General features: G+C 62.1%; 21 protein-coding genes. 10 read left to right on the forward strand and 11 right to left on the reverse strand.

Annotated elements, in window-relative coordinates; genetic code table 11:
• Positions 1 to 44 precede the first annotated feature (44 nt).
• Positions 45 to 497 carry a DUF1801 domain-containing protein gene (locus tag ACN0SO_RS05405; RefSeq protein WP_417675344.1) on the forward strand — a complete coding sequence of 151 codons (453 nt, stop codon included), beginning with the start codon at positions 45 to 47 and terminating at the stop codon, positions 495 to 497.
• Positions 498 to 564: 67 nt separating this feature from the next.
• Here the strand turns inward: ACN0SO_RS05405 and ACN0SO_RS05410 are convergent, their stop codons facing one another.
• The 4 genes from ACN0SO_RS05410 to ACN0SO_RS05425 form a co-directional block, all read right to left on the reverse strand.
• Complete coding sequence (locus ACN0SO_RS05410) at positions 565 to 2,262, reverse strand: methyl-accepting chemotaxis protein (protein WP_417675346.1); 1,698 nt, start codon at positions 2,260 to 2,262, stop codon at positions 565 to 567.
• Between the two features lie 198 nt (positions 2,263 to 2,460).
• Positions 2,461 to 4,158 (reverse strand): methyl-accepting chemotaxis protein, encoded by a 1,698-nt coding sequence (locus tag ACN0SO_RS05415; RefSeq protein WP_417675348.1) that lies wholly within the window; start codon positions 4,156 to 4,158, stop codon positions 2,461 to 2,463.
• Between the two features lie 333 nt (positions 4,159 to 4,491).
• On the reverse strand, positions 4,492 to 6,927 hold the full coding sequence (locus ACN0SO_RS05420; RefSeq protein ID WP_417675350.1) for a methyl-accepting chemotaxis protein: 2,436 nt from the start codon (positions 6,925 to 6,927) through the stop codon (positions 4,492 to 4,494).
• Between the two features lie 330 nt (positions 6,928 to 7,257).
• Positions 7,258 to 8,016 carry an SDR family NAD(P)-dependent oxidoreductase gene (locus tag ACN0SO_RS05425; protein WP_417675352.1) on the reverse strand — a complete coding sequence of 253 codons (759 nt, stop codon included), beginning with the start codon at positions 8,014 to 8,016 and terminating at the stop codon, positions 7,258 to 7,260.
• A 278-nt stretch (positions 8,017 to 8,294) separates the two neighbouring features.
• Between ACN0SO_RS05425 and ACN0SO_RS05430 the strand changes: the two genes are divergently transcribed.
• The gene (locus tag ACN0SO_RS05430) at positions 8,295 to 8,537 is read left to right on the forward strand and encodes a (2Fe-2S)-binding protein (protein ID WP_417675354.1); all 243 of its coding nucleotides are present in this window, start codon (positions 8,295 to 8,297) and stop codon (positions 8,535 to 8,537) included.
• Between the two features lie 13 nt (positions 8,538 to 8,550).
• A complete protein-coding gene (gene bfr / locus ACN0SO_RS05435) occupies positions 8,551 to 9,036 on the forward strand; it encodes a bacterioferritin (RefSeq protein WP_417675356.1) in 486 nt (161 codons plus the stop codon).
• Positions 9,037 to 9,046: 10 nt separating this feature from the next.
• Here bfr and ACN0SO_RS05440 read toward each other — a convergent pair whose 3' ends face one another.
• The 7 genes from ACN0SO_RS05440 to ACN0SO_RS05470 all read right to left on the reverse strand — a co-directional run bounded on the left by ACN0SO_RS05440 (position 9,047) and on the right by ACN0SO_RS05470 (position 17,766).
• A complete protein-coding gene (locus tag ACN0SO_RS05440) occupies positions 9,047 to 9,700 on the reverse strand; it encodes an ATP-binding cassette domain-containing protein (protein ID WP_417675358.1) in 654 nt (217 codons plus the stop codon).
• A gap of 7 nt (positions 9,701 to 9,707) precedes the next feature.
• Complete coding sequence (locus ACN0SO_RS05445) at positions 9,708 to 11,417, reverse strand: ABC transporter permease (protein WP_417675360.1); 1,710 nt, start codon at positions 11,415 to 11,417, stop codon at positions 9,708 to 9,710.
• A gap of 9 nt (positions 11,418 to 11,426) precedes the next feature.
• A complete protein-coding gene (locus tag ACN0SO_RS05450; RefSeq protein WP_417675362.1) occupies positions 11,427 to 12,644 on the reverse strand; it encodes an ABC transporter substrate-binding protein in 1,218 nt (405 codons plus the stop codon).
• Between the two features lie 113 nt (positions 12,645 to 12,757).
• Positions 12,758 to 15,229 carry an ATP-dependent helicase HrpB gene (gene hrpB / locus ACN0SO_RS05455; RefSeq protein WP_417675364.1) on the reverse strand — a complete coding sequence of 824 codons (2,472 nt, stop codon included), beginning with the start codon at positions 15,227 to 15,229 and terminating at the stop codon, positions 12,758 to 12,760.
• Between the two features lie 9 nt (positions 15,230 to 15,238).
• Positions 15,239 to 16,273, reverse strand: coding sequence for a glucokinase (gene glk, locus ACN0SO_RS05460; RefSeq protein ID WP_417676387.1), 1,035 nt, complete (start codon positions 16,271 to 16,273; stop codon positions 15,239 to 15,241).
• A 2-nt stretch (positions 16,274 to 16,275) separates the two neighbouring features.
• Positions 16,276 to 16,707: a methylglyoxal synthase gene (locus ACN0SO_RS05465; protein WP_417675366.1), complete on the reverse strand. Its 432-nt coding sequence runs from the start codon at positions 16,705 to 16,707 to the stop codon at positions 16,276 to 16,278.
• Positions 16,708 to 16,992: 285 nt separating this feature from the next.
• Entirely contained in the window at positions 16,993 to 17,766 is a 774-nt protein-coding gene (locus tag ACN0SO_RS05470; protein ID WP_417675368.1) for a DUF1194 domain-containing protein, read from the reverse strand.
• 584 nt (positions 17,767 to 18,350) lie between these two features.
• Between ACN0SO_RS05470 and ACN0SO_RS05475 the strand changes: the two genes are divergently transcribed.
• The 7 genes from ACN0SO_RS05475 (at position 18,351) to cdd (ending at position 25,588) form a co-directional block, all read left to right on the forward strand.
• Complete coding sequence (locus tag ACN0SO_RS05475; protein WP_417675370.1) at positions 18,351 to 19,334, forward strand: sugar-binding transcriptional regulator; 984 nt, start codon at positions 18,351 to 18,353, stop codon at positions 19,332 to 19,334.
• Positions 19,335 to 19,410: 76 nt separating this feature from the next.
• Positions 19,411 to 20,409: a BMP family lipoprotein gene (locus tag ACN0SO_RS05480; protein WP_417675372.1), complete on the forward strand. Its 999-nt coding sequence runs from the start codon at positions 19,411 to 19,413 to the stop codon at positions 20,407 to 20,409.
• Between the two features lie 97 nt (positions 20,410 to 20,506).
• On the forward strand, positions 20,507 to 21,520 hold the full coding sequence (locus tag ACN0SO_RS05485) for a BMP family lipoprotein (protein ID WP_417675374.1): 1,014 nt from the start codon (positions 20,507 to 20,509) through the stop codon (positions 21,518 to 21,520).
• 59 nt (positions 21,521 to 21,579) lie between these two features.
• The gene (locus ACN0SO_RS05490; protein WP_417675376.1) at positions 21,580 to 23,112 is read left to right on the forward strand and encodes an ABC transporter ATP-binding protein; all 1,533 of its coding nucleotides are present in this window, start codon (positions 21,580 to 21,582) and stop codon (positions 23,110 to 23,112) included.
• Positions 23,109 to 24,215, forward strand: a complete 1,107-nt coding sequence (locus tag ACN0SO_RS05495) for an ABC transporter permease (RefSeq protein ID WP_417675378.1) — start codon at positions 23,109 to 23,111, stop codon at positions 24,213 to 24,215. Before ACN0SO_RS05490 ends, ACN0SO_RS05495 begins: the two co-directional genes overlap by 4 nt.
• A 9-nt stretch (positions 24,216 to 24,224) precedes the next feature.
• A complete protein-coding gene (locus ACN0SO_RS05500) occupies positions 24,225 to 25,193 on the forward strand; it encodes an ABC transporter permease (RefSeq protein WP_417675380.1) in 969 nt (322 codons plus the stop codon).
• Positions 25,190 to 25,588, forward strand: coding sequence for a cytidine deaminase (gene cdd / locus ACN0SO_RS05505; RefSeq protein ID WP_417675382.1), 399 nt, complete (start codon positions 25,190 to 25,192; stop codon positions 25,586 to 25,588). Before ACN0SO_RS05500 ends, cdd begins: the two co-directional genes overlap by 4 nt.
• Positions 25,589 to 25,595: the final 7 nt, after the last annotated feature.

Consider the following 25,595-nt stretch of genomic DNA (forward strand, 5'->3'; position numbering starts at 1 on the left):
ATCGCATCGCTCTGATTTGAGGGTGGCGCCAAAGGGAGGATTGGATGGAGAAAGCGGCGACGGCTGACATTTTTGCAGACGCACGATTGCCCGCTCCCGCTCCCTCCGTTGCGGCCTATCTCGCTGACTGCCCGCCTCCCGTCCGGGATGGACTGCTGGAGCTGCGTGCGCTTGTCTATCAGGTTGCCGGTGCGGATCCGCGGATCGGCCCGTTGCGTGAAACCCTGAAATGGGGCGAACCGTCCTATCTGACAGAAACATCCCGGTCCGGCACCACTTTACGCCTGGCGGTCAAGAAGTCCATGCCGGACACTTGTGGCCTGTTTTTCAACTGCCGGACCAGGATAGCGGAGCGGATCACGGACCTCTACCCGAAGACGTTCGTGTTCGACGGCAAGCGCGGCCTTCTGTTTTCCGCTGGCCGGGAAATTCCGGCCGTAGAGGTGAGGGCCTGTATTTCGCTGGTTCTGACCTATCGGCTAAAGGGCCTGTTCTAGGTTTCAGGGACAAATACAAAAAGGGCGGCTCATGCGGCCGCCCTTGTGTTTGTGTCCTGGCGCCGGATCAGGCGGCGGCCACTTCGCTCAGGAAGCGGTCTACTTCTTCCTTCAGGTGCGCCGTCTTCGAGCCGAGTTCGCTGGAAGCCGAAACAACCATGTCGGACGACTTTGCCGTTTCGTCCACGGCTTGGGACAGTTCGCTGATGTTGCCGGTCACGATATTGGTACCCTGGGCCGCCAGCTGGACGTTCTGGGAAATCTCCTCGGTCGCCGCTCCCTGCTGCTCCACTGCCGATGCGATTGCGCCGGTATAGGTGTTCACCTCCTGCATCGTCTCGGTGATCGAGGCGATGGCGTCGACCGCATCCTTGGTCGCCGACTGGATGGCGGAAATCTGTGCGCCGATCTCTTCCGTTGCCTTGGAGGTCTGGGTCGCGAGTTCCTTGACCTCCGCGGCCACCACCGCAAACCCCTTGCCGGCTTCGCCTGCGCGGGCCGCCTCGATGGTGGCGTTCAGCGCCAGCAGGTTCGTCTGTTCGGCGATCGCCTGGATCAGGGTCACGACCTCGCCGATCTTGGCAGCGGAAATTGCGAGGCTTTCCACCTTCTCGTTGGTGACCCGGGTGTTCTCGGTTGCCTGGTTGACGACGCCCGTGGTGCGCGCGACCTGTGACTGGATCTCGCCGATGGAAGCGGCAAGTTCTTCTGCTGCCGACGCCACAGTGTTCACATTGCGGGTCGCCTCGTCCGAAGCGCCGAGCGTCTCCATCGCCCGACTGGAGCTGGTGCGCGCGATTTCGGTCAGCTTGTGGGCCGTATCGTCCAGGGAGGCCGAGGTCTCGCCAACGGATGTGATGACATTCGATGCGGTTGCCCGGAAGGCTTCGATGAGAGCGTCGACCCGCTGCTGACGGGCCAGGCGGGCTTCCGCTTCGCTCGCGCTTTCGTTTTCAAGGCGCAGCCGCTCGACGGCGTTGTCCTTGAAGACCTGAACGGTGCGGCTCATGTCGCCGATCTCGTCGCTGCGGCTGGTTCCGGGAACGTCCACGTCGTGCTGGCCGTTGGCAAGGCCAAGCATGGCCGTCTGCAGCTTGCCGAGGGGACGGGTGATGGAGCGCACCACCATGAGAGCGGCACCGGCGATGATGGCCAGAAGCCCCAGATCGAGCGCCAGGCGGTAGCTGAACTGTTTCCAGAAGACGGCGGACAGGTCATCCACATAGACCCCGGTCATCGCGAACAGGTTCCAGGGCTTGAACGCCTCGACATAGGAAATCTTGTCGACGGGCTCGTCGCTACCCGCACGGGGCCAGACATAGTCGACGTAACCGGAGCCCTTGCTCTTTGCCAGGTCGCCCAGTTCCTTGACGAAGAATTTGCCGTTCCCGTCCTTCAGGGAAAGGATGTCCGCGCCGACCAGGGACGGCTTGCCGGCATGCATCAGGACCGAATATTTGTCGTCCAGGCTTTGAATGACGAAGTAGTTGCCGTCGCCGTAGCGCATCGACTGGATGATGTCGAAGGCGCGCTTTTGGGCGTCTTTCAGCGGCATCTTGCCTTCGGAGACCATTTTCTGGTGATCCTCCATGACAGATATCGCTGCGTCGGTCAGATGCTGCAACTCGGCGAATTTCTGTTCCTTGAGACTTGAATACTGCGTCCAGGACTCAACGGACATGATGGCGATCAGGCCGAATGCGAACAGCGCAAGCAGACCGAACAGGCGATGTCCGATTGAAAGCTTGGAAAAAACCTTGGGCATCTGATAACTCCAGCGGCAACACGTACGAGCATGTATCGGCTGTCAAACGTTAAAATTGACATAACCGGAAACCGGTTTATTCGAAATAAGCCTTTAAATAGAGTATCTTACGTTACGGTATTTTCCGAAATGCGCTCAGGCAACAAAAAGGGCGGCACGCAGGCCGCCCTCTTCATGAGAGTGTATGAACCGCAGAGCCTATGCTGCAGCAACTTCGCTGAGGAAGCGGTCAACTTCCTGCTTCAGCAGTGCGGTTTTGGTGCTGAGTTCGGAAGAGGCTGAGACCACGAGGTCCGCGGATTTCGTGGTTTCGTCGACCGCCTGGGACAGTTCGCCGATATTGCCGGTCACGATATTGGTTCCCTGGGCCGCCAACTGGACGTTCTGGGAAATCTCCTCGGTCGCAGCTCCCTGTTGCTCCACCGCGGAGGCGATCGCGCCTGTATAGGTGTTCACCTCCTGCATCGTCTCGGTGATCGAGCCGATGGCCTCGACGGATTCGCGGGTGGCAGACTGGATCGCCGCGATCTGGCCGGAAATTTCTTCCGTCGCCTTGGAGGTCTGGGTGGCGAGTTCCTTCACCTCGGCCGCGACCACCGCGAAGCCCTTGCCGGCCTCGCCTGCGCGGGCCGCCTCGATGGTGGCGTTGAGCGCAAGCAGGTTGGTCTGCTCGGCAATCGCCTGGATCAGCGTCACGACTTCGCCGATCTTGGCAGCCGATGCGGCGAGGCTTTCAACCTTTTCGTTGGTGACCCGGGTGCCCTCTGTCGCCTGGTTGACCACATCGGTCGTCCGGGCAACCTGCGAGCTGATCTCGCCGATGGAAGCGGCAAGCTCCTCGGCGGCGGATGCCACCGTGTTCACGTTGCGGGTCGCCTCGTCCGAAGCGCCGAGGGTTTCAGACGCCCGGCCGGAGCTCGTGCGTGCGATCTCGGTGAGCTTGTGCGCGGTGTCGTCCAGGGTGGCGGACGTTTCGCCGACAGAGGAGATCACATCCGACGCGGTCGCCCGGAAGGCGGCGATCAGCTCGTCGACACGCTGCTGGCGGGCCAATCGGGCCTGCGCTTCACCGGCGCTTTCGTTTTCAAGGCGCAACCGCTCGATCGCATTGTCCTTGAAGACCTGAACGGTGCGGCTCATGTCGCCGATCTCGTCGCCGCGACCGGTGCCTGGAACATCCAGATCGTGCTGTCCGTTCGCAAGGCCGAGCATGGCGTCCTGAAGGCTGCGGATGGGCCGGGTAATGCTGCGCACCACGAAAAAGGCCGCGCCCGCGACGACTGCGAGCAGAGCGATATCGAGCATCAGCCGATTGACGAATTCACCCCAGAAGATCTCCGAGAGGTCATCGATGTAGACGCCGGTCAGAACCAGGACGCCCCAGGGCTTGAAGGACTGAAAATAGGCGATTTTCGCAGAAGACTCTTCGCTGCCGGGCTTGGGCCACATGTAGTCCATGTAGCCACTGCCATCCTTCACGGCGATGTCGTTCATCATGCGGATGAACGGCTTGCCGCTCGTATCCTCGGCCTTGCTCTGGTCCTTGCCCTCAAGCGCCGGCTTGATGGGATGCATCACCAGATGGTAGTCGCCGCCCAGGCTCTGGACCGCGAAGTAATCGCCGTTGCCGTATCTCATGTGGCGGAGGGTGTTGTAACCCTGCGCTTTCGCCTCATCGAGGGTCAGTTCACCCTTTTCGACCCGGGTCTGGTATTCAGCCAGAATGCTGATGGCCGATTCAGTCAGGCTCTGCAACTCCGCGAGCTTGAGGTTCTTCAGGCTCTTGTATTGGTTCCAGGATTCCACTCCCATCAGGCCCGCGAGGCCGAGGGCAAAAATGAAGACCAGGCCGAACAGACGGTGGCCGATGGAAAATTTGCTCAGGATATTTGGCATTCAGGAAAACTCCGCCGCGCTTCTTCAGGGCGAATATCTTCGAGGTGAGTTAAACAAAGTATAAAACGCCTTATTTTCAGGGCGTTATGCTGTTTTGCCTGTTTTTATTGTAATAAATACCAATGAAAAATGGGGGTGTCTTCCCAGTCCCGCAACCGATGATTTGTTTTCGGCAATCGAGATTTCAAGCTGATTCGCGTGGTTGAATGATAGCTTTGGGAGACATTCGCGCCTAACGGACCGGAACCGGCGGACGCAGCTGAAACTGCGACAACGCCGGCCAGCGGCAGGGAGCCGCCGGCCGGCGCCGGATTTCATTGAAGTCTCTGGTTATCAGGCTGCGGCCACGCCGGCCAGGAACTGATCGACTTCCTGCTTGAGACGGTCAGTCTTTTCATTGAGTTCACCGGATGCGGACAGAACGAGGTCGGCTGAGGACGATGTGTGGTCGACGGCCTGGGAGAGCTGTGACATCGCAGAAGAGACCGACTGGGTGCCTTCGGCCGCACGCTGGACGTTCTGTGAGATCTCGGTTGTGGCAGCGCCCTGCTGCTCGACGGCCGCGGCAATGGTCGAGGTATAGTTGTTGACCTCTTCCATGATTTCGGTGATCTCGCCGATGGCCTGTACCGATTCTTCCGTCGCGCCCTGAATGGCGCTGATCTGCTGGCTGATTTCCTCCGTTGCCTTGGAGGTCTGGGTGGCCAGTTCCTTGACTTCGGCCGCGACCACCGCGAAGCCCTTGCCGGCTTCGCCGGCCCGGGCCGCCTCGATGGTGGCATTCAGGGCCAGCAGGTTGGTCTGTTCGGCGATCGCCTGGATCAGGGTGACGACTTCCCCGATCTTGGCGGCCGATGCGGCAAGTCCCTCGACCTTCTCGTTGGTCTTCTGGGTGCCAAGGGTCGCCCGGCCGACGACTTCCGTCGTCTGGGAAACCTGGCGGGAGATCTCGCCGATGGAGGCCGCCAGTTCCTCTGCCGCGCTCGCAACGGTCTGTGCGTTGCGCGTCGCCTCATCGGAGGATTCGAGTGTCTCGGTGGCGTGGTTGGAACTTTCGCGCGCGATCTCCGTCAGCGCATTTGCGGTCTTGTCCAGTCCATCGGCCGTCTGGCCGACCGAGCCGATGACATCTTCGGCGGTTGCGCGGAAGGAGGCGATCAGGGCGTCGATCCGCTCCTGGCGCTGCAGGCGCGCCTGCTCGTCCCGGGCACTTTCTTCCTGGAGCCGTGCCCGTTCCAGCGCATTGTCGCGGAAAACCTGGACGGTCCGGCTCATGTCGCCAATCTCGTCGCCCCGGTCGAGGCCGTTAATGACGACGTCATTGTTGCCGTTTGCAAGAGTGGACATCACGGATGTTATTTCGCGGATCGGACGCGTAATGACGAGATTGAGAACGAAGGCCAGGGCAAACCCGGCAGCGATGGCCAGCAAGATCGTGATGCCGATCGTGGTCAATGCAGTCCGCGCGGCTTCGCGAGCGCCGTGGGACTGGGAGGACGTAAGCGAGGCGATTTGCTGATTGACCCGGATCGTCAGTTCATCGAGCTGTCCCCGCCGCGTCTCCAGGTCCGACTTCGATGTGACCATTTCCTTGAAAGCCCTGTCGAAGGTCACGATCGCTTCGGCGATTTCCCCGGCAACCTCATTGACCGCCGGCAGAAACTGGGCCGAACCGGTCAGGGACTCTTCCAGCTTGACCAGCTGACCGACCTTGTCCTCGACCGGTTTCGTGTCCGTCGCGCCGAAGCCGCCGAAAAGGTTGAGGATTTCGGTCCGGGATTGCAGTGCCAGCGTGTCGAGCGTGGCCGCTTCTTCCTTGATGACCCGAATGCTCTCAAGCTTCATCGCATTTGACTGGGCGACGGTCTTCGCGTTCTTGACCGCGGGCAGAAGCTGGAAGCGGATTTCGCGCGCGATGTCGATGATTTTTTCGATCGCAGTGCCGGCGGCTTCCTTGACGGTGAAGGCTTCCCCGAAACCGAGATCGCCGGACATCTTCGTCAGGTTCTCCTTCAGGGAGTTGGCTTCCTGGGCAAGGAGGTCGAAATTGTCGGAAGACATGCCGGCGAATTGCTGGCCTGTCAGGGCAGCAGCCTCGGACGCGATGCTTTCCGTCGATCGCAGGGCTTCCTCCAGTTGTGAGCCGGAGAGGTTTCCGCTTGCTTTCAGGTAGGTCAGCTGAATGGCAAAGGCCTGTTCCTGCAGGGCGAAGACACGGCGCGCCAGCTCGTTTGCCGTTTCGAGGGACTTGTTGGCATTGGCGACTTCCGCTCTGATGCCCTTTTCGGTCTCCAGCACGGTGTCGTTGATGCGGTCGGCCTGGCCGGCCAGGGCATCCGTCGCCTGGATCAGGGTGGCGAGGCGCATCGATTGCTGATCTGTCAGGCTGACCACCTCGTCGAAGGTGGAGGAGAATTCCGCCATGGCAGCCGCGGCATCCGTCACCTGGCTGCCGGCGTCGCCCTCACCGGAGGCCGTTGCCCTCAACTGGTTCAAGGCGGCAGTCAGTTGTTTGATTTCCTGGCGGGTATCTTCCGCTGCCTCTGCGCTGGCATTCGTCAGAAAGGCCTCCCGCTTGAGGGATGTCGCCTGCATCAGGCTGGACACCTGGGCGGCCTGATCGGCAACCTCGAAACGCGACGAAAGGTTCAGGATTGCGAAAAAGCCGACCGCGCCCACGATGGCGGTCAGCACAAGGATGGCGCCGAAACCGCCACTGACCTTGTAGCCGAAACGTAGATCGACCAACCATTTACGGATTTGTTTCATAGGTTCCCCCACCTGGCAACTCCAAGAATTGCCGTATGTTTTGGAGGAAACTGTCGTTGAGAGAGGTGAAAAATATGTAAATCAAATAATAGGTATTGGATCGCTGGTCAGTTGTATTGTTATATTGCATTGAATATTTATAATTAAGATGTGAAGTGTTTCTGTGTAGGCACTCTTTACAGGTTCTAAGGCACTCCGGTCATTGATGTTTAAGACAATGACCCCTCGGTGGCGCGATCAGACATCGCACCGCAACAAAACTCGGCATTGCGTTGGAGGCGACCGCCCGGAACGATATCCGGGCATCGCGCTTCGGCGGGAAGAGACAGTCTAAACGTGCTGACCGCCATTGATCTGAATTTCCGCTCCCGTCACGTAGGAAGACGGAGAGGTGCACAGGAAATGGATTGTCTCGGCTACTTCGTCCGGTGTTCCGAGGCGGCGTAGCGGAATCTCCTCAACGAGTTTTTCAGTGCCCGGCGACAGGATGGACGTGTCGATCTCTCCCGGAGCGATGGCATTCACACGGATACCGTGCGGTCCGAAATCCGCGGCCATTTCCCGCGTCAGTGAGGCCAGAGCAGCCTTGGATGTCGCGTAGGCGGTGCCTGCGAACGGGTGGACCCTCACGCCCGCAATGGAGGTCACGTTCACGATCGACCCGCCGGCATTCTTCAATTCCTTGAACAGGCCCCGGCCCAGCATGATCGGCGCGAAGAAATTCACCTGGAAGACATGACGCCAGACGTGCATGGCGGTCGTCAGCGAATCCAGGCGTTCGCCATCGTCGCCCTTGGGGCTGATGCCGGCATTGTTGATCAGCGCATGAAGCTTCGATCCGTGTGGTTCCAGGCGTTTGCGCATTTCCTGAACGGCATAGCCGAGATTTTCCGGATCGGAGAGATCCACCTGAATGTGGTCTTCCGGGCCCATCGGCCAGGGGCATTTGTCGGAAAAGGCGTGCCGCGAACAGGTGATGACACGCCATCCGGCGGCGGAAAACCGCTTCACGGTCGCGTGGCCGATCCCCCGGCTTGCGCCGGTCAGGACGACGGTTCGACGCTCATCGATCGGATTGCTTTCACTCATGCGGGATTTGCCTCAATATGAAACCTGACGGGTTAAAGTTGACTTTTTCAGACTACTTTAGTTTATGCGGTCCAACCTTTGTATGCCAGAATGATCCCGAATGGGAATTCCTAAACGAAGCAGGGTTGGCGTGAGCAAATTTGATGGCATTATCAGTGTTGGGTTTCGTAAATTCTTCCGGTTTTCAGACCCTTGCGACTGGTTGGAGCGGCCTTGCCTCCGCCACGTTTGCCATGTGTGAGTTTACGATCTGAGACGAGGATGGCCCGGGGCCCGGAATGATCATCTGTTCCTGTAATGTGTTGTCGGACGAGCAGCTTCGCAAGGCGGCGGAAGAGATGCGCGACGATCCGAACGGCAAGGTGCCCACACCGGGGGCCGTGTTCCGGCACCTGGGATGCAGGCCCCGTTGCGGCAGCTGCTTCCCGGCTGTCATCCAGATCATTCACGAAGACACCAGAGACGGCGGCTCTGAGAGCGGCTATGCAAGATTAAAAGCCGCCGGCAACCGCAGGCGATAACGGAGAGGGCATCATGAAGGGCGAACCGAGGGTTATCGAATATCTGAACAAGGCGCTGCGCCATGAACTGACAGCGGTCAATCAGTACTGGCTACACGCAAACCTCATGGCAGATTGGGGTTATACCAAACTCGCCGCCAAGGAGTGGGAGGAATCGGCGGAAGAGCGCGATCATGCCGACCGGATCATCAAGCGGATCGTCTTCCTGGAAGGCCTGCCCAATCTGCAGGTGCTCGATCCGATGCGCATCGGCCAGTCGCTCAAGGAATGCATCGAAAGCGACCTTGCGGGCGAATATGTCGCCAGGGCCCTCTATCACGAGGCGCGCCAGGTCTGCCGCGAATGCGAGGACTATGTCTCCATGGACTTGTTCGAGACCCTTCTGGCGGACGAGGAAAACCACATCGATTTCCTCGAAACACAGCTAAAGCTGATCGAGCAGATCGGCATCGACAACTATGCGCTGCTCCAGGCATCGCCTGCGAACGCCGCTGACTGAGCTCTGCGCATTATAGCCGGATCACGTCACCGCCGGCGGCGTCTGCATCGTCCGGGTCGTGGGTGACGAGCAGGACAGGGAGGCCCTTTTCGCGGGCTTTCGAAAAGACCAGATTGCGCAGATCGGAGCGCCGACTCTGGTCCAGGCTTGAAAACGGCTCGTCGAGCAGGAGAGCCCCCGGCTCGGCGAGAAGCAGCCGCATCAGGGCGATCCGCGTCTGCTGGCCGCCGGACAAGGTCGCCGGGTCGCGGCCGAAGAACCCGGCGAGCCCGACATCGGACAACGCGTCCTCGGCAAGGACGCGGCGCTGCTCACGGCCCTGATCCTTGATTCGATCCAGGCCGAACAGGAGATTTTCGCCGACCGACATGTGCGGGAAAAGAAGGGGGGCCTGAAACATCAGCCCCACTTTTCGTTCCTGGGGCGGCAGCGACGTGATCTCCGTGCCGTCCAGCCAGATTCGCCCTCTTGCCCGGAAGGCGGGGTCCAGGAACCCGGCAATGAAATCCAGAAGAGACGATTTCCCGCTGCCGCTGTCGCCCATCACAGTCAGCACCTCGCCGGGGCCAATCCGCCGGTCAAGCGTAACCAGCCGCCGGGTGCCGAGGTCGATTTCCACCTGGTCCAGCGTGAGACCGGAAGAAGAGAGCGGATGGTCTGCCATGCCTGTCTTATCGTTGAAGTCTGAGGGCAAGTCGATGGCGGAAGGCGATCGCGGGTACCGCACTTGCCAGCACGAAGCCCAGGAGCGGCAACAGCAGCTGCAGCATGGCATAGACGGCCGCGACCGACCGACTGCCGCCGCTGGCAAGCGCCACGCTTTCGGTGGTGATCGTGGCGATTCGTCCCGCGCCGATCATCAGGGTCGGCAGATACTGGCCGATGGAAACCGCAAAACCGATTGCGGCTGCCACCATCAGCGGACGCAACAGCATCGGCAGGCGGATCGACCACAGGATCCGGCTTGGGGAAGCGCCCAGGGATGCCGCGACCTTGGCAAGCCGCGGGTCGAGATGATCCCAGGGATCGGACAGGGCGAGAAAGACATAAGGCAGGACAAAGACAAGATGTGTCAGGCCGACGGCGGCATGGGTTCCGTCCCATCCGACGAGAAGAAACAGGACCTGCAGGCCGAACAGAAACGAAATCTGCGGCACCAGCAGCGGCAGGAACATCAGATGCCTGAATGCGGCCTGTCTCCGACGAGGCCCGGTCCGGGTCCATAGCTCCAGTTGCCAGACGATCAGCGCGATGGCGACCAGCGCGGCCGGCAGGGCGATGACGAGCGTATCGGCGATGAGGTCGCCGCCGCCGGGATAAATGCCGGTCCAATGGCGCATTGTCAGTGCGGACGGAAAAGCCTGCGGAAACCACCAGCTTGCGCTCAGGGACCAAAGGACAAGGGCCGCCAGGGCCGCAACCATGGCAGCGATCAGGAGGGCGACGAGGGCCGCCGCCGAATGCCGCATCGCCCTGTCGCGGAGATGCCGCCGGCCGCTGCTCCAGCCGGAGTGGGCGAGACGACCGTACAGAATTTCGCCGAAGCGCCAGATGAGGATCGCGGCAACGCTTAACAGCAACTGGAGCACCGCTCCGGCGGAGGCCTCCAAGCGCAGCGCCGGATCGGCATCGGCCATCCAGTCGATGATCCTCGGCGCGAGCGGAGCCGGCGTCGTCGGTCCAAGGATTCGGGCGACATCGACGACCGAGGTCGAATAGGCGAGCACCGCCAGAACGGGCAGGCGGATCTGCGGATAGATCTGCGGCAGCGCAACCTTGAAGAAACCCGCTATCCGACCGTAACCCAGGTTCGCCGCGATCCGCATGTGGCGCCGGGCCTCCGTTTGCGGCAGGGCGGCGAGCGTCATCAGGAACAGGAACGGCACTTCCTTCGCGATCAGGCCCGCCGTCATGGTCAGCCCTAGCGGGTCATGCAGGATGAGCAGGTCCGGCGGGCGGTCGGACCCGGTCGCCCATGGCGACAGCAGCCGGACGATCAGCCCGGAGGGAGAAATCACGAAAGCGAGGCCGATCGCTGCCGCCGCATGGGGGACGGAAAGCAAAGGCGAAAGGAAACGAAGCATGACCTGGAAGGTCCGGGTTTCGAACCAGGCGGCGGTGAAAACCGTGACGATCGCCAGCGAGACGGCTGTCGCGGCGAGGCCCGTGCCCAGGCTGAGCGCCAGCGAAAGGTCGATGCCCGGCTCACTGAGGACAGCCCCGAACGGATCGAGAGACAGGGTCGATCCGCCGAGCGCCGGCAGATAGCCGAAGGCCGGCAGCAGGGTCGCCGCAAGTCCCAGGATGACCGGCCCGGCGATCAGGATCAGGATGACTGCAGTCGGCAACGTGGACTGCAGGAGGGCCGGTTTTCGCGTCACGGCAGGTTGTCAGGACCCGCCGTAGCGCGCGGCCCAGGCCTTCTCGATGGCCGCGACCCAGCTTGGGTGCGGTTCGGGAAGGGTGGGGCCGAGGTCTTCCGGCCCGAGCGTGGCGACGCCCAGATCGATCGCCTCGAAGAGCGCCTTGTCGGCTTCCGGCAGGCTTGAAATCTTCAGGACGGTCGGGTCGCCCCAGACCGCCGGATCCTGCTTGCGGGCCTGAGCTTCAGGTGACAGCAGGAAATTCGCCAGGACCTTGGCACCTTCCTTGGCAGAGCTGTTGAACGGAATGGCGACGAAATGGGTGTTGCCGATGGTTCCGCCATCGAGCACGAAGCTGCGCACCGTGTCCGGCAATTCGCCGTTGGCGATGGCGCTCGAGGCATCGCCCGGATTGAAGGTAAAGGCGATATCCAGTTCGCCGTCCACAAGCAGCTGTCGCATCGCCGCCGCATTGGCCGGGAAGGCCTCCGCCTTGCGCCACAGGTTGGGATGGATCTTGTCGAGATAGGCAAACAGCGGCGCGATATCCCGTTCGAACCGGTCCGGGTCGACCGGCTTTTCCAGCTTGCCGCGGTCGTCGATCTTCGAAATCAGGATCTGCTTCAGGAAAGTCGAGCCATAGAAATTCGGCGGCTGCGGGTAGGTGACCCGGCCCGGATGATCGGCCGCATAGGCGGCCAGCGCGTCAAGGCTGCGCGGCGGTTCGGGAAGCCGCGCGCTGTCGTACATGAAGACCAGTTTCGCCATGCCCCAGGGGCTTTCCTGGCCGTCGGTCGGAACCGTGAAATCCGAGAGAACCGTCGGCTTGCCCTCAACGTCCACGTAAGCCCAATTCGGCAGTTTCTGCGCCCAGCCCGGCTCGGCGAGCAACCCTTGCGATTTCAGCGTGTTGAAATTCTCGCCGTTGATCCAGACCAGGTCGACCGTGCCGCCCGTCGTCCGTCCGGCGGTTTTTTCGGCAACGATCTGGGTGACCGTGCCGGCCGTGTCGGTGACCTTCACATGCTTGACCGTGACGCCATACCGGTCTTCGACCTTACCTGCCGCCCAGTCGATATAGGCATTGATCCGCGGTTCGCCGCCCCAGGCGTGGAAGTAGACTGTCTGTCCCTTCGCCGCTGCGGTGACATCGTCCCAGGACGCGTCCCTGGCGGATTGGGCCTGCGCGATGGTGGCCGTCAGGGCCAGTGCGGCGGCAATCGGCATGAGTCGTTTCAAGGACATCGGCTAACCCCCTGTTTCTTCTTTTGCCTTCTGTTGCCCAAAGGCGGGCGCGCGGTCAAGACAAGGCTTTGTGAGCGGGTGTGTGCGGTCCAGGCGTCGGATGAGTGGCGTCCTCAGGCCCCTCTCGGCTTGGCCCTGCGGGTGGCTTCGGCGGAGGTCGGATCGTCCGGCCACGGATGCTTCGGATAACGGCCCTTCATCTCCGCCTTCACATCGGCCCAGGAACCGGCCCAGAAACCGGGCAGATCCCGCGTGATCTGGATCGGGCGCTGGGCCGGGGACAGAAGCTCCAGCGTCAGCGGGATCCGGCCGTTGCAAACGGAAGGATGGCGGTCGAGGCCGAAGAGTTCCTGCACGCGGATGGAAATGGCCGGTCCGGTTTCCCCGCCATAGTCGATCGGCACCCGGCTTCCCGTCGGTGCTGTGAAATGGGACGGCGCCAGCTTCTCGAGCCGGGCGGCGACGTCGAACGGCAGCAAGGACGCCAGCGCATCGCCGAGACAGGCGGCATCGATGGCCGAGACGCTGGTCTTGCCGGCCAGAAACGGACCGAGCCAGTCGTCGAGCGCTTCCGACAGGGCGTCGTCGGACAGGTCCGGCAGGTCGGTCTCGCCGTTGTCGCGCAGGTAACCGATACGGGCGCGCAGGCGCAGCTGGTCCTTTGTCCAGGGCAGGCGGCCAACCCCGCGCCGGCGCACTTCGCCAAGCAGGGCGCGTGTGACCGCTTCCGGATCGGGCGTGTTGATCTGTCTGGCTTCCAGCTCGACGGCACCGTAGCGGCGTACCCGCCGGGCTCTCAAAGCGCCTTCCTTCTCGATGCGAACCTCGTCTTCCGCGACGATGTCCTCGGCGAACAGCTCCTCGATCTCAGCTTTGGTGATCGGCGCACACAGCATGATCCGGCCACTGGCGGCCTTCCCCTGGATGTCGGCGACGGTCAGGAACGGTTCGCCCGCCAGCGGATGCTCTTCCGGCAGTTCCGCGCCGCGGCCGTTTGCCAGCCGGAACCGTCCGCGCTGGCCGCGGGCTTGGGCGACCCGGTCGGGATAGGCATTGGCAAGCAGAACGCCGGCGTCCTCCGGCTCGATCCGTTTGTCCGATCCCCCGGCCAGCTTGTGCCACCGCTCCGCCAGCAGGCGGGTGTCCCGCGCACGCGGGCTCCTGTCGTCTCTGAGGCGCCGCAGCCGGTTTCTCAGGTCGGGGTCCGGTCCGCCAAGTCCCGGCTCTGAAAGAAGGGCCGCGATCATCGCCGCGGTCAGTCCTTCGCCTTTCGAAGCGGCGCGGTCGAGCATATGAGCGAGCCGCGGCTGCAGGGGCAGGCGGGCGAGCGCCTTGCCCTGGTCTGTCAGGTGGCCGTTTTCGTCGAGCGCATGCAGCGCCTTTAAAAGCTGCGTGGCTTCGGTCCACGTTGCGGCTGGTGGCGGGTCGAGGAATTGCAGCTGTGCCGGATCGGTCGTCCCCCAGGCGGCCAGATCGAGCGCAAGGCCCGACAGATCGGCCTCGAGAATTTCCGGTGCCTCCGAGGCGGCAAGGGAAACCGTCTGCGCCTCGTCCCAGAGCCGGTAGCAGACACCGGGCTCGGTTCGCCCGGCACGGCCGCGCCGCTGGTCGGCGGAGGCGCGCGAGACCCGCACGGTCTCCAGCCGTGTCAGTCCGGTCTGCGGTTCGTACCTGGGGACTCTTGAAAGACCGCTGTCGATGACGACGCGCACACCCTCGATGGTGAGCGATGTCTGGGCGATGGCGCTGGAAAGCACGATCTTGCGCGTGCCGGCAGGGGCAGGGCGGATCGCAAGGTCTTGCGCCTTGGCATCGAGCGCGCCGTAAAGCGGCGCCAACTGGCAGCCGGCGGGCAGCTTGTCTGCGAGCATCTCCGCGGTGCGGCGGATCTCTCCCTGGCCGGGCAGGAACACCAGGATCGAACCGGTCTCCTCGCCAAGTGCCTGGCGGACGGCCCGCGCCACCTGCGGCTCGATCCGCTCTTCCGCCCTGCGGCCGAGATAGCGCGTTTCAACGGGGAAACTCCGGCCCTTGCTTTCGATGACGGGAGCATCGCCCAGCAGGCCGGCGACGGCGGCGGCATCGAGCGTTGCCGACATGGGCAGCAGCCTCAGGTCTTCGCGCAGGGCGCCTTGCACATCCAGTGCAAGTGCCAGCCCCAGATCGCCGTCCAGAGACCGTTCGTGAAATTCGTCGAACAGGACCGCCGCGACGCCGGACAGTTCCGGGTCGTCCAGGATCAGCCGCGTGAACACCCCTTCGGTGATGACCTCGATCCGCGTTTTTGCGCTGACCTTCGTCTCCATACGGACCCGGTAGCCGACCGTTTCGCCTGTCTTCTCACCCAGTTCGGAGGCCATGCGCCGGGCGGCCGCGCGTGCCGCAAGCCGGCGCGGCTCCAGCACCAGGATCTTGCCGTCACCGCGCCAGGGGGCATCGAGAAGAGCAAGCGGAACGCGCGTCGTCTTGCCGGCGCCGGGTTCTGCCACGAGGACGGCGTTCGGGCCGGCTTCGAGCGCGTCGAGCAATTGCGGCAGGACGCCGTCGACGGGCAGGGACGTGGCGAAGGATCGGGGCTTTGACATCGATGAGAGTCAGGCGGAGGTCTGCGCTCTCGCCTGCCAGCGCCGCCCGGCGGTGTCGACGGCGAAGCGATGCGGCGTGCGGGCGAAGGCGGCCAGTCCTTCGAGCGCCGGATTGGGATGACGGACAATGAAGGTCGGGATCGATCCGACCAGCGCTTCATGGGGCGCCTTGGCTTCGAACGACGACCTGAAGGCGCCGCTTGTCAGGAACCGCGCGATATAGGGCGTGACGCCGCCGGTAATATAGACACCGCCCCGGGCAAGCAGCGACAGGGCAAAGTCGCCGGCCACGCGGCCGAGACCGCCGGCGAACACCTCCAGCGTCTTCACGCCAACGGCATCGCCGGCATCCGCGGCGACAGTGATATCGGCTGCGGAGGAAAAATCCCGCTCCATCGACATGGAAGCGGCGACTGCCTTGGCCAGTCGGGGCAGACCGGTACCGCTCAGGACCTGTTCGGCACCGATCCGCCCGCCAAGGCGTTCGATATGCGGCCAGATCCGGTAGTCTTCGCTGCTCACCGGGCCCAGTTCCACATGTCCGCCTTCGCCCGGAACCGGGATCCAGGTGTCGGCAGCATGGATCATGGCGGCAGCCCCAAGCCCGGTCCCCGGACCGAGTACGAACTTGGTGCTGTTTGGCCGCGCCGTGCCGCCGCCGATCTGCTCCGCGTCGCTGTCCTTGAGGTCGGGCAGGGCGAGTGCCTGGGCCTCGAAATCATTCAGGATGACGACGTCGTCGAGCCCGAGCTGCGCGATCATCTTCCGCGGTTCGATGACCCAGTCCGCATTCGTCAACGGGATCCGGTCGCCGGTCACCGGTCCCGCGACCGCAACGATGGCCGTGCGCGGTGCCGCTTTGCCGCACTTTGAAAGCGCGGCCTTGATTGCCGAAGCAATGTCGGGATGGTTCGCCGTTGCCGCCGGTGCGAGCAGGTCCGTTTCCGCGTGCGCATGATCCACCAGGGCAAAGCGCGCATTCGTCCCGCCGATATCGGCAACGAGAACGGGAAAGGCAAAGGACGTGGAGGACGGCAGGGACATGGTCATGAACGGAAAAGATCGATCTCGGGCGTTGTGGAGGTCGTTTTTAGACCGGTCAGACGTGCGGAACGAAGCAGAATTTCCGCGGTGGACAGATTGAGCGCCATGGGCAGATCGTAGACGAGGGCAAGCCGCATCAGCGCCTTCACGTCCACATCATGGGGCATGGGCGTCAGCGGGTCGACGAAGAAGATCAGGCCGTGCAGGTTGCCGTCGGCGATCATCGCGCCGATCTGCTGATCGCCCCCAAGAGGCCCGCTCTTGAACGGGGTAATGTCCAGTTCCGGGCAGGCTTCGGCGATCCGGCTGCCCGTTGTTCCAGTGGCAACGAGGCGGAAGTCGGCCAGCTTGTCCCGATTGCGCCTGGCGAACTCCACCATCGCATCCTTCTTGGCGTCATGGGCCACGAGAGCCAGGATGGGTCGATTGGGCATGAACAGGTCTCCGGACATCCACAGTTTGAATGCAACAGATGTACCGTTATGGCGGGAGTAGCGCAAAGGGCGCGGGAAATGACCTGTTGGAAGTTTTGCAGAGGGGCGTGCAGGAAGCGGCTTCCGCACCATGCCGGAGGCGTGGCGGACAGAGAGGTTGCGACAATGCCTTGCGGATGTCCGGCCGAGGCACAAACCGACACATTCGCTTGTCAGCGCAAGGGAACCTTCCGGCGAGGTTCGTCCGGACGAGGGCGTGTACCCTGACCGGTCAGTCAGAGCCCTTTAGTCGAACAGTCCGCAGCGGATCGGCTCGCGGCCTGCAACCCGTTTTACCAGCGGATCCTCGAATGTGGCTCCGGCGACTTCCATGACCAGCTTCATGCGGATGGCATCCGCAAAGCCTTCCTTGGAACGCACGGGAATGGCGAAGGAGCCCGGACCGCCGATCACGCAGTCTTCGTAGTAGTGATCGAGCTGAAGCATGGCCTGCCAGGAATTCTGGTTTGCCTTCATCATCAACGGCAGTCCGTTGATTGTAACGCCCGTTGCGATGGTTTGATCGCGCACGTCCGTTACAGAACCGCCCTGGTTGTTCGGTCCGTCACCGGAAATGTCGATCACCTGACGCAGACCGGCATACGCATTGGTCCGAACCATTTCGACGGACTTGTGCAATGCCGAGGCAATGGAGGTCCGTTGTACCTGGCGCAGGGGGGCTTCGGCGATCTTGGAAGCAAAGGCTGCCGCGCTCTGCTTGTCCTGGATAACCGTCCAGTCGGCCACGATGAAGTGCTCGTCAACGCCGCCCCATTCCAGATAGGTGACCGCGATCCGCCCGATCGGGCCGATCTTGATCGCATCCAGAAAATCGGCGGATGTCAGCGCAGCGACATAGCCTGCCCGCTGGACCTCCTGCTCGTCAGTGTCCATGGATTGAGAAATATCGACGGCCAGGACCAGTTCGACATCGACTTCCTTGTTAGGGTCGTACGCCTCGAACTGAAAGGCGCCTTTTGGCGCGGTTGCAGTCCCTGCGATAGCGCAGGTGGCCGTCATGAATGCTGCCAGGAAAAAGCTTCCCGCAGCCGCGATGGGGTTTTTGCACATTCTGAGAGGCATAGATTTTCTCCTTTTTACCTCACGCTGTTTCCAATGGATCTCCCTAGTCGGTTCAATGGATTTGTTTTTCGTGCGCGCGCCATCGTGAAAATCGCGGATATCCGCGAGAATCGTTTAGCTGGCGAACTTGGTAAACGAAGCAATAGCCATGCCAAAGTAGGTCCGATTCTGATTTAACTGGCAAAATTAAAAGTGCACAAAGTGCGCGTTACCCACAGGTAAGCATCATTTGCCTACAAGCGAGGCAAAAGTTGCCGGGTTTGGCTCCGCCGCTGCGTAAGGTAGGCAAAAATTGCCGACCTTGGCACATTTGTCAGTCGAACGGGTTTTGTGATGAAAAAGACGGCAGTTGCTTAAAAAATTTACGATTTCTTAGCTTGACGCAGGCGTGTTCCACGGGCAGTCTTTGAAGAAATTCGCATGAGGTGAATATTTTTTCATTTCCCTCTTTCGAGGCAGGCGGCAAGCCGGTTTTGTCCGGCCGCCCGATAAGGTGTTCAGGGTACGGGGGCGAATTTCGAATGCAGGCACGCGAAGATGATTGGACGGACTACCTGGCGATCCGGGCGGCGTGGTTGTCCTTTGTCGGCGGCCGCACGCAAGGGGAAATCGCCAAGCAGCTGGGCATGTCCCCGGCGAAGGTGCACCGCCTGATCGCCCATGCCCAAAAGGCGGGTTATGTAAAGTTCCAGATCGAGGGCCGGCCGCTCGAATGCCTTGAACTGGAAGAGCGCATCGCCGACGAGTTCAAGCTGAACAGCTGCACCATCGCGCCCGACCTTGGAGGCGGCGACATGGAAGGTGCCATTCGCGCGGTTGCTGTCTCCGCAGCCCATATCCTGTCCGATGTCGTTTCATCCAATTCGGTCCGGCGCATCGGTGTCGGCATGGGGCGCACGATCAAGGCAGCCGTCGAGGCCATGCCGAAGGTCAACCGGCCCGATCTCGAAATCATCTCGATCTCCGGCTCCTTGACCCGAACGCTTGCGGCCAACCCGTTCGACGTGGTCCAGCGCATGCAGGAGCGCACGGGCGGCGAAGGCTATTACCTGCCGGTTCCTTATTTCGCCGAGAGCCAGGAAGAAAAAGACATGTTCCTCGGCCAGCGCAGCGTCCAGAACCTGATGGAGCGCGCGCGCGGCTCGGACGTCTTCATCGTCGGCATCGGTTCGGTCGAGAATGAGGGTCATCTGATCCAGCGCGGCATGATTTCGAAGGAAGAACAGGCGGATCTCATGGAAAGCGGCGCCGTCAGCGACCTGATGGGCCGGTTCCTGACGATCGACGGAAAGATTGCTCCCGTATCTCTCGGCGACTGCGCGGTCGGTCTCCATTTCAACGAGGTGCAGGGGGCGCGGCTTATTGCGCTGGCGGGCGGAGAGAGCAAGGTGGATGCGGCCCTTGCGGCCCTGCGCGCCGGTGTGATTACCGATCTGGTTGCCGACGAGACCCTGGCAAGGGTCTTGAGCGACAAGATCGGATTGCAGCTGGCCCGCTCCGCATGACGCGGACCGGGCCGATAGGGGAAGTCAACGAAGAGGCCGCCGACGGGGCGGCTCCGAATGTCGGAGGACATGTAAAGTGAAAAAGCTCCTGACGATTACAGCCGCACTGGCTGGTATGGCGATTTCATCCGCTGCCATGGCGGCGGATATCAAGCCGGCCGTTCTCTATGATCTCGGCGGAAAATTCGACAAGTCGTTCAACGAAAGCGCCTACAACGGCGCCGAGAAGTTCAAGGCGGACACCGGCGTCGAATACCGCGATTTCGAAATCCAGAACGATGCCCAGCGTGAGCAGGCCCTGCGCAATTTCGCAAAGCGCGGCCAGAGCCCGATCGTCGCCATCGGCTTCTCCCAGGCCAATGCGATCGAGAAGGTCGCCAAGGAATTTCCGGACACGCAATTCGCCATCGTCGACATGGTCGTCGAACTGCCGAACGTGCGCTCGATCGTGTTCAAGGAGCAGGAAGGCTCCTACATCGTCGGTATGCTCGCGGCCGAAGCCTCCAAGACCGGTAAGGTCGGTTTCGTCGGCGGCATGGACATCGGGCTGATCCGCAGGTTCGCCTGTGGCTACAAGCAGGGTGTGCTCGCGGCCAATCCGGACGCGGAAGTCTTTGAAAACATGACCGGCACCACCGGTGCGGCCTGGAACGACCCGGTCAAGGGCGGCGAACTCGCCAAGTCCCAGTTCGACCGCGGTGCAGACGTCGTCTACCATGCGGCCGGCGGTACCGGCATCGGTGTTCTCCAGGCTGCAGCCGACGCCGGCAAACTCGGCATCGGCGTGGACAGCAACCAGAACGGCCTGCATCCGGGCTCCGTGCTGACCTCCATGCTCAAGCGCGTCGATGTGGCTGTCTACAAGGCCTTCGAAGACGCCAAGAACGACGCCTGGACCTCCGGCGTTCAGGTTCTGGGTCTTGCCGAAGGCGGCATCGACTGGGCGCTCGACGAAAACAACGAGAAGCTCATCACGCCTGAAATGAAGGCATCGGTCGAAAAGGCCAAGGCCGATATCATCGCCGGCACGATCCAGGTCCATGACTACATGTCCGACGAGACCTGCCCGTTCTGATCCCAGCATGTCCGCCGCATCCGAATTGACCCGGATGCGGCGGTCGTCGTTTATTGAAAATATCGACAATTGATGCGCCGGGAACGGGAGCTTTTTCATGAAAAATCTGGTTGCGAAGACACTGGCCGGTTTCGGCGCCCTGATTTTCGGCGTTCTGATCCTTGCCGGCACGGCTGCCGTCGCGGATCCGGCGATCGTCTACTCGGTCGGCGGCAAGTTCGATGGATCTTTCAACGAAAGTGCTTACGCCGGCGTTCAGCGGTTCGAGAACGACTTCAAGATGAAGGTCCGGGAGTTCGAACTGGACCGCGATGCGCAAAGCCTCCAGGCCCTGCGGAATTTCGCGAACCGCGGCCATGAGCCGGTCGTCGCCATCGGTTTCAACCAGGCATCGTCCGTCACCCAGGCCGCGAAAGAGTTTCCGGACACGTCCTTTGCCATCGTCGACATGGTCGTCGATGCGCCCAACGTGGCCTCCTATGTCTTCAAAGAAAACGAAGGCGCCTATATCGCCGGCCTACTGGCAGCCATGGCGACCAAGACCGGGACCATCGGCTTTGTCGGCGGCATGGATATCCCGATTATCCGACGGTTTCTGTGCGGCTATCAGCTCGGCGCCGCCTCGGTGAATTCGGACATCAAGGTGCTCTACAACATGGCCGGCACGACGCCGGCGGCCTTTGCCGATCCGGCCCGCGGGGCGGAACTTGCGCGCAGCCAGATCGGCCGGGGTGCCGACGTGATCATCCAGGCGGCGGGCGGCACCGGCATCGGCGTGCTTCAGGCCGTGGCGGATGCCGGTGTGTTGGGCATCGGAACCGACTCCAACCAGAACGGCCTGCATCCGGGCCACGTGCTGACCTCGATCCGCAAGCGGGTCGACAACGCGGTCTACGACAGCTTCAAGACCGCCCATGACGGCGACTTTAAGCCGGGCATCCGTGTGCTGGGTTTGGCAGAAGGCGGCATGGACTGGGTTCTGGACGACTACAACAAGAACCTGATCACATCGGACATGATCGCCGCTGCCGAGGCGGCGGTCGCCGCGATTTCCTCCGGCGAGATCAAGGTGCACGACATCATGACAGACGGGGCATGCCCGCAGCCGTAAGGCTGCCAAAGCGGACTGGGCGACATGACAAGAACAGACAACTGCTGCCGGGGACGGGCATGAGCGACACGCCCGCCATCGAACTGCGCGCCATCAACAAGAGCTTCGGTCTCGTCCATGCGAACCGGGACATCAACCTTGTGGTCAAGAAAGGCTCGATCCACGGCATCGTCGGCGAAAACGGCGCCGGCAAGTCGACCCTCATGTCGATCCTCTACGGCTTCTACCAGGCCGACAAGGGCGACATCCTGGTGGATGGAAAGAAAGTCCATATCGGCGATTCCAAGACGGCGATTTCCTTAGGCATCGGCATGGTCCATCAGCACTTCATGCTGGTGGACAATTTCACCGTTCTGGAAAACGTGATCCTGGGAGCGGAAGGCGGAGCTCTGCTGGCCGGAGGCGTGTCCAGGGCGCGTCAGGACCTCAAGCGCCTGGAAGAGGACTACGGTCTCAAGGTCGGGGTGGACGAGCTGATCGAGGACCTTCCGGTCGGTCTGCAGCAGCGGGTGGAAATCCTGAAGGCCCTGTTTCGCGGGGCCGAGATCCTTATTCTGGACGAGCCGACCGGGGTGTTGACGCCGACCGAGGCCGATCACCTGTTCAGGATCCTGCAGGTGCTGAAGGACGAGGGCAAGACGGTCCTCCTGATCACGCACAAGCTCCGGGAAATCATGGCCGTCACCGACACGGTTTCCGTCATGCGACGCGGCGAGATGGTGGCGACGCGCAAGACGTCGGAGACCTCCATGGCGGAGCTGGCCGAACTCATGGTCGGCCGCAGCGTGCTGCTTCAGGTCGACAAGAAGCCGGCCGAGCCGAAGGAAACGGTCCTGGAGGTTTCTCATCTGACGGTGACCGACAGCCGCGGTGTTCAGGTCGTCAAGGACGTATCCTTCAACGTCCGCGCCGGCGAGATCGTCGGCATTGCCGGGGTGTCGGGCAACGGCCAGTCGGAGCTCCTGGAAACGCTGGCCGGCATTCGCAAGGCAACCTCGGGCAAGGTCACGATCGAGGGCGCGACGATCGATCTCGCCGAAACGCCGGTCGATCCGGCCATGATGCGCGACTGGAACCTGGGCCATGTGCCCGAGGACCGGCACCGCATGGGTCTTGTGACCAGTTTTGCCGAATATGAAAACGCCATCCTCGGCTACCACAACGATCCGGACTATTCGAAGGGCTTCCTGCTCGACATTCCCAAGATCCGGGACGCGGCCCGCAAGGAAATCGAGCAATACGATATCCGGCCGCCGGACTGTCTGCTCAAAACGGCCAATTTCTCCGGCGGCAATCAGCAGAAGATCGTGCTGGCGCGCGAGATGGAGCGCGATCCGACCGTGCTGCTGGTCGGGCAGCCGACCCGCGGCGTCGACATCGGCGCCATCGAATTTATCCATAAACGCCTGATCGAAATGCGCGACGCGGGCAAGGGGGTTCTGCTGGTGTCGGTAGAGCTTGACGAAATCCGCGGTCTTGCGGACCGCGTGCTGGTCATGTTCGACGGCAGGATCGTCGGCGAACGCTCGCCCGAAACGGATGAAAGCGAGCTGGGTCTGCTGATGGCCGGCGCACACGGAGAAAACGCATGAGCGCGGGACAGTTGCCACGGTGGGTCGACTTCGGCCTGATCCCGGTCCTGAACCTGATCGCCGCCTTCCTCGTCTCGGGGCTGGTGGTGCTGCTGATCGGCGAAAACCCTCTGGAAGCTGTCCGGATCCTGCTTTGGGGCTCGCTCGGTTTCGGCGAGGGGATCGGCTTCACCCTGTTTTACGCCACCAATTTCATCTTCACCGGCCTTGCGGTGGCCGTGGCCTTCCATGCCGGCCTGTTCAATATCGGCGGCGAGGGGCAGGCCTATATCGGCGGGCTTGGTGTGGCCTGGGCCTGTCTGGCGCTGGACCACTACGTCCCCTGGTGGGTGACCATGCCCTTTGCCCTTGCAGGTGCTGCGATCATGGGGGCAGCCTGGGCCTTCATTCCCGCCTGGCTGCAGGCAAAGCGCGGCAGCCACGTGGTCATCACCACGATCATGTTCAATTTCATCGCGGCTGCGCTGATGAACTATCTGCTGGTCAACGTCATGGTGAAGCCCGGTTCCATGCAGCCGGAAACGCGCACCTTCGAGGCGGGCGGCCAGCTGCCGTTCCTGAAGGAATTCGTGCCCGGCATCGATTTCGGCACAGCACCGGTGAACCTTGCCCTGATCATCGCCCTGCTGGCATCGGTCGCCGTCTGGCTGATTATCTGGCGCACGCGACTGGGCTACCAGATCCGCGCCTTCGGCGCGAATGCGACGGCTGCCGTCTATGCCGGGATTTCGCCGGTTCGGGTCATCGTCATCACCATGCTGCTTTCCGGTGGGCTTGCCGGCATGATGGCGATCAACGAGATCATGGGGTCGCAGCACCGGCTGCTCTTGGAATTCGTCACCGGCTACGGTTTCGTCGGTATCGCCGTCGCCCTGATGGGCCGGGCCCATCCGGTCGGCATCGTGCTGGCCGCCATCCTGTTCGGCATGCTCTATCAGGGCGGAGCGGAACTCTCCTTTGAGAAACCTGCGATCACCCGCGACATGATCATCGTGATCCAGGGTCTGGTGATCCTGTTCGCCGGCGCGCTGGAGCACATGTTCCGCCCGGCGTTGGTCCAGTTCTTCTCTTTTAGCCGGTCACCGGCAGAGCAGGCAGGGTAGGAGACCGAAATGTTCGAAACCCTGATCCTTATTCTGGATTCCACGGTCCGCCTGTCGACGCCGTTGCTGCTTGCCTGTCTCGCCGGCCTTTATTCGGAGCGGTCCGGCGTGGTCGACATCGGCCTGGAGGGCAAGATGCTCGGCGCGGCCTTCGGCGCGGGGGCCGTCGCCTATGTGACCGGCAATGCCTGGCTGGGACTGCTGGCCGGGATCGCGGTCGCCATCGCCCTGGCGCTGGTGCACGGCTTCGCCTCCATCACCAACCGGGGCAACCAGATCGTTTCCGGTGTCGCGATCAATTTCCTGGCCGCGGGCCTGACGGCCCTTCTCGGCCAGACCTGGTTTCGCCAGGGCGGGCGTACGCCGCCGCTGCCCGAAGGTGGCCGGTTCGGCAATGTCGAGCTTCCTTTCGCGGAACAGGTCCGCGACATCCCGGTCGTGGGCGGGATCTATTCGGAGCTTCTGTCCGGACACAACATCCTGGTCTATGTCGCCTTCCTCGCCGTGCCGGTGACCTGGTGGATCCTGTTCCGCACCCGCTTCGGCCTGCGTCTTCGGGCGGTCGGCGAAAACCCGGCGGCGGTCGACACGGCCGGCATCTCGGTCGTCTGGCTGCGCTACCGGGCGGTGATCGCCTGTGGCATTCTCACCGGTATTGCCGGAAGCTACCTGTCGATCGCCCAGTCCTCCGGCTTCATCAAGGACATGACCGCCGGCAAGGGCTTCATCGCGCTCGCCGCCCTGATCTTTGCCAAGTGGCGTCCGGCGAACGCCATGTTTGCCTGCCTGCTGTTCGGCTTCCTTGATGCGGTGGCGATCCGCCTGCAGGGTCAGGAGATTCCCGGGATCGGCGAGGTGCCGGTCCAGTTCTTCCAGGCTCTGCCCTATATCCTGACCGTGATCCTGCTTGCAGGCTTCATCGGCAAGGCGATCCCGCCGAAAGCCTCCGGCATCCCCTATCTGAAGGAACGCACATGAGCGGGCTCGACGACTTGTTCGAAGCGGCCAAGGCGGCTCGCGAGAACGCCTATGCTCCCTATTCGGATTTCAAGGTCGGCGCGGCGATCCGCACTGATACCGGCCAGGTTTTTTCCGGCTGCAACGTGGAAAACGCCGCCTATCCGGAAGGGACCTGTGCCGAGGCCGGCGCCATCGCGGCAATGGTTCTGGCGGGTGAGACACGAATCGGCGAAGTGGTGGTGATCGGCGATGCCGCGCTTTGCACGCCCTGCGGCGGCTGCCGTCAGAAGCTGAAGGAATTTTCGGCGCCGGATGTGCGTGTTCACATCGCCGGTCTCGAAGGCATTAAGCAGAGTTTTACGGTGGCCGAGTTACTGCCGGCCGGCTTTGAACTCCACGGCAATCGCGATTGAACTGACA

Source organism: Roseibium sp. (assembly GCF_048260565.1).
Classification (GTDB): domain Bacteria; phylum Pseudomonadota; class Alphaproteobacteria; order Rhizobiales; family Stappiaceae; genus Roseibium.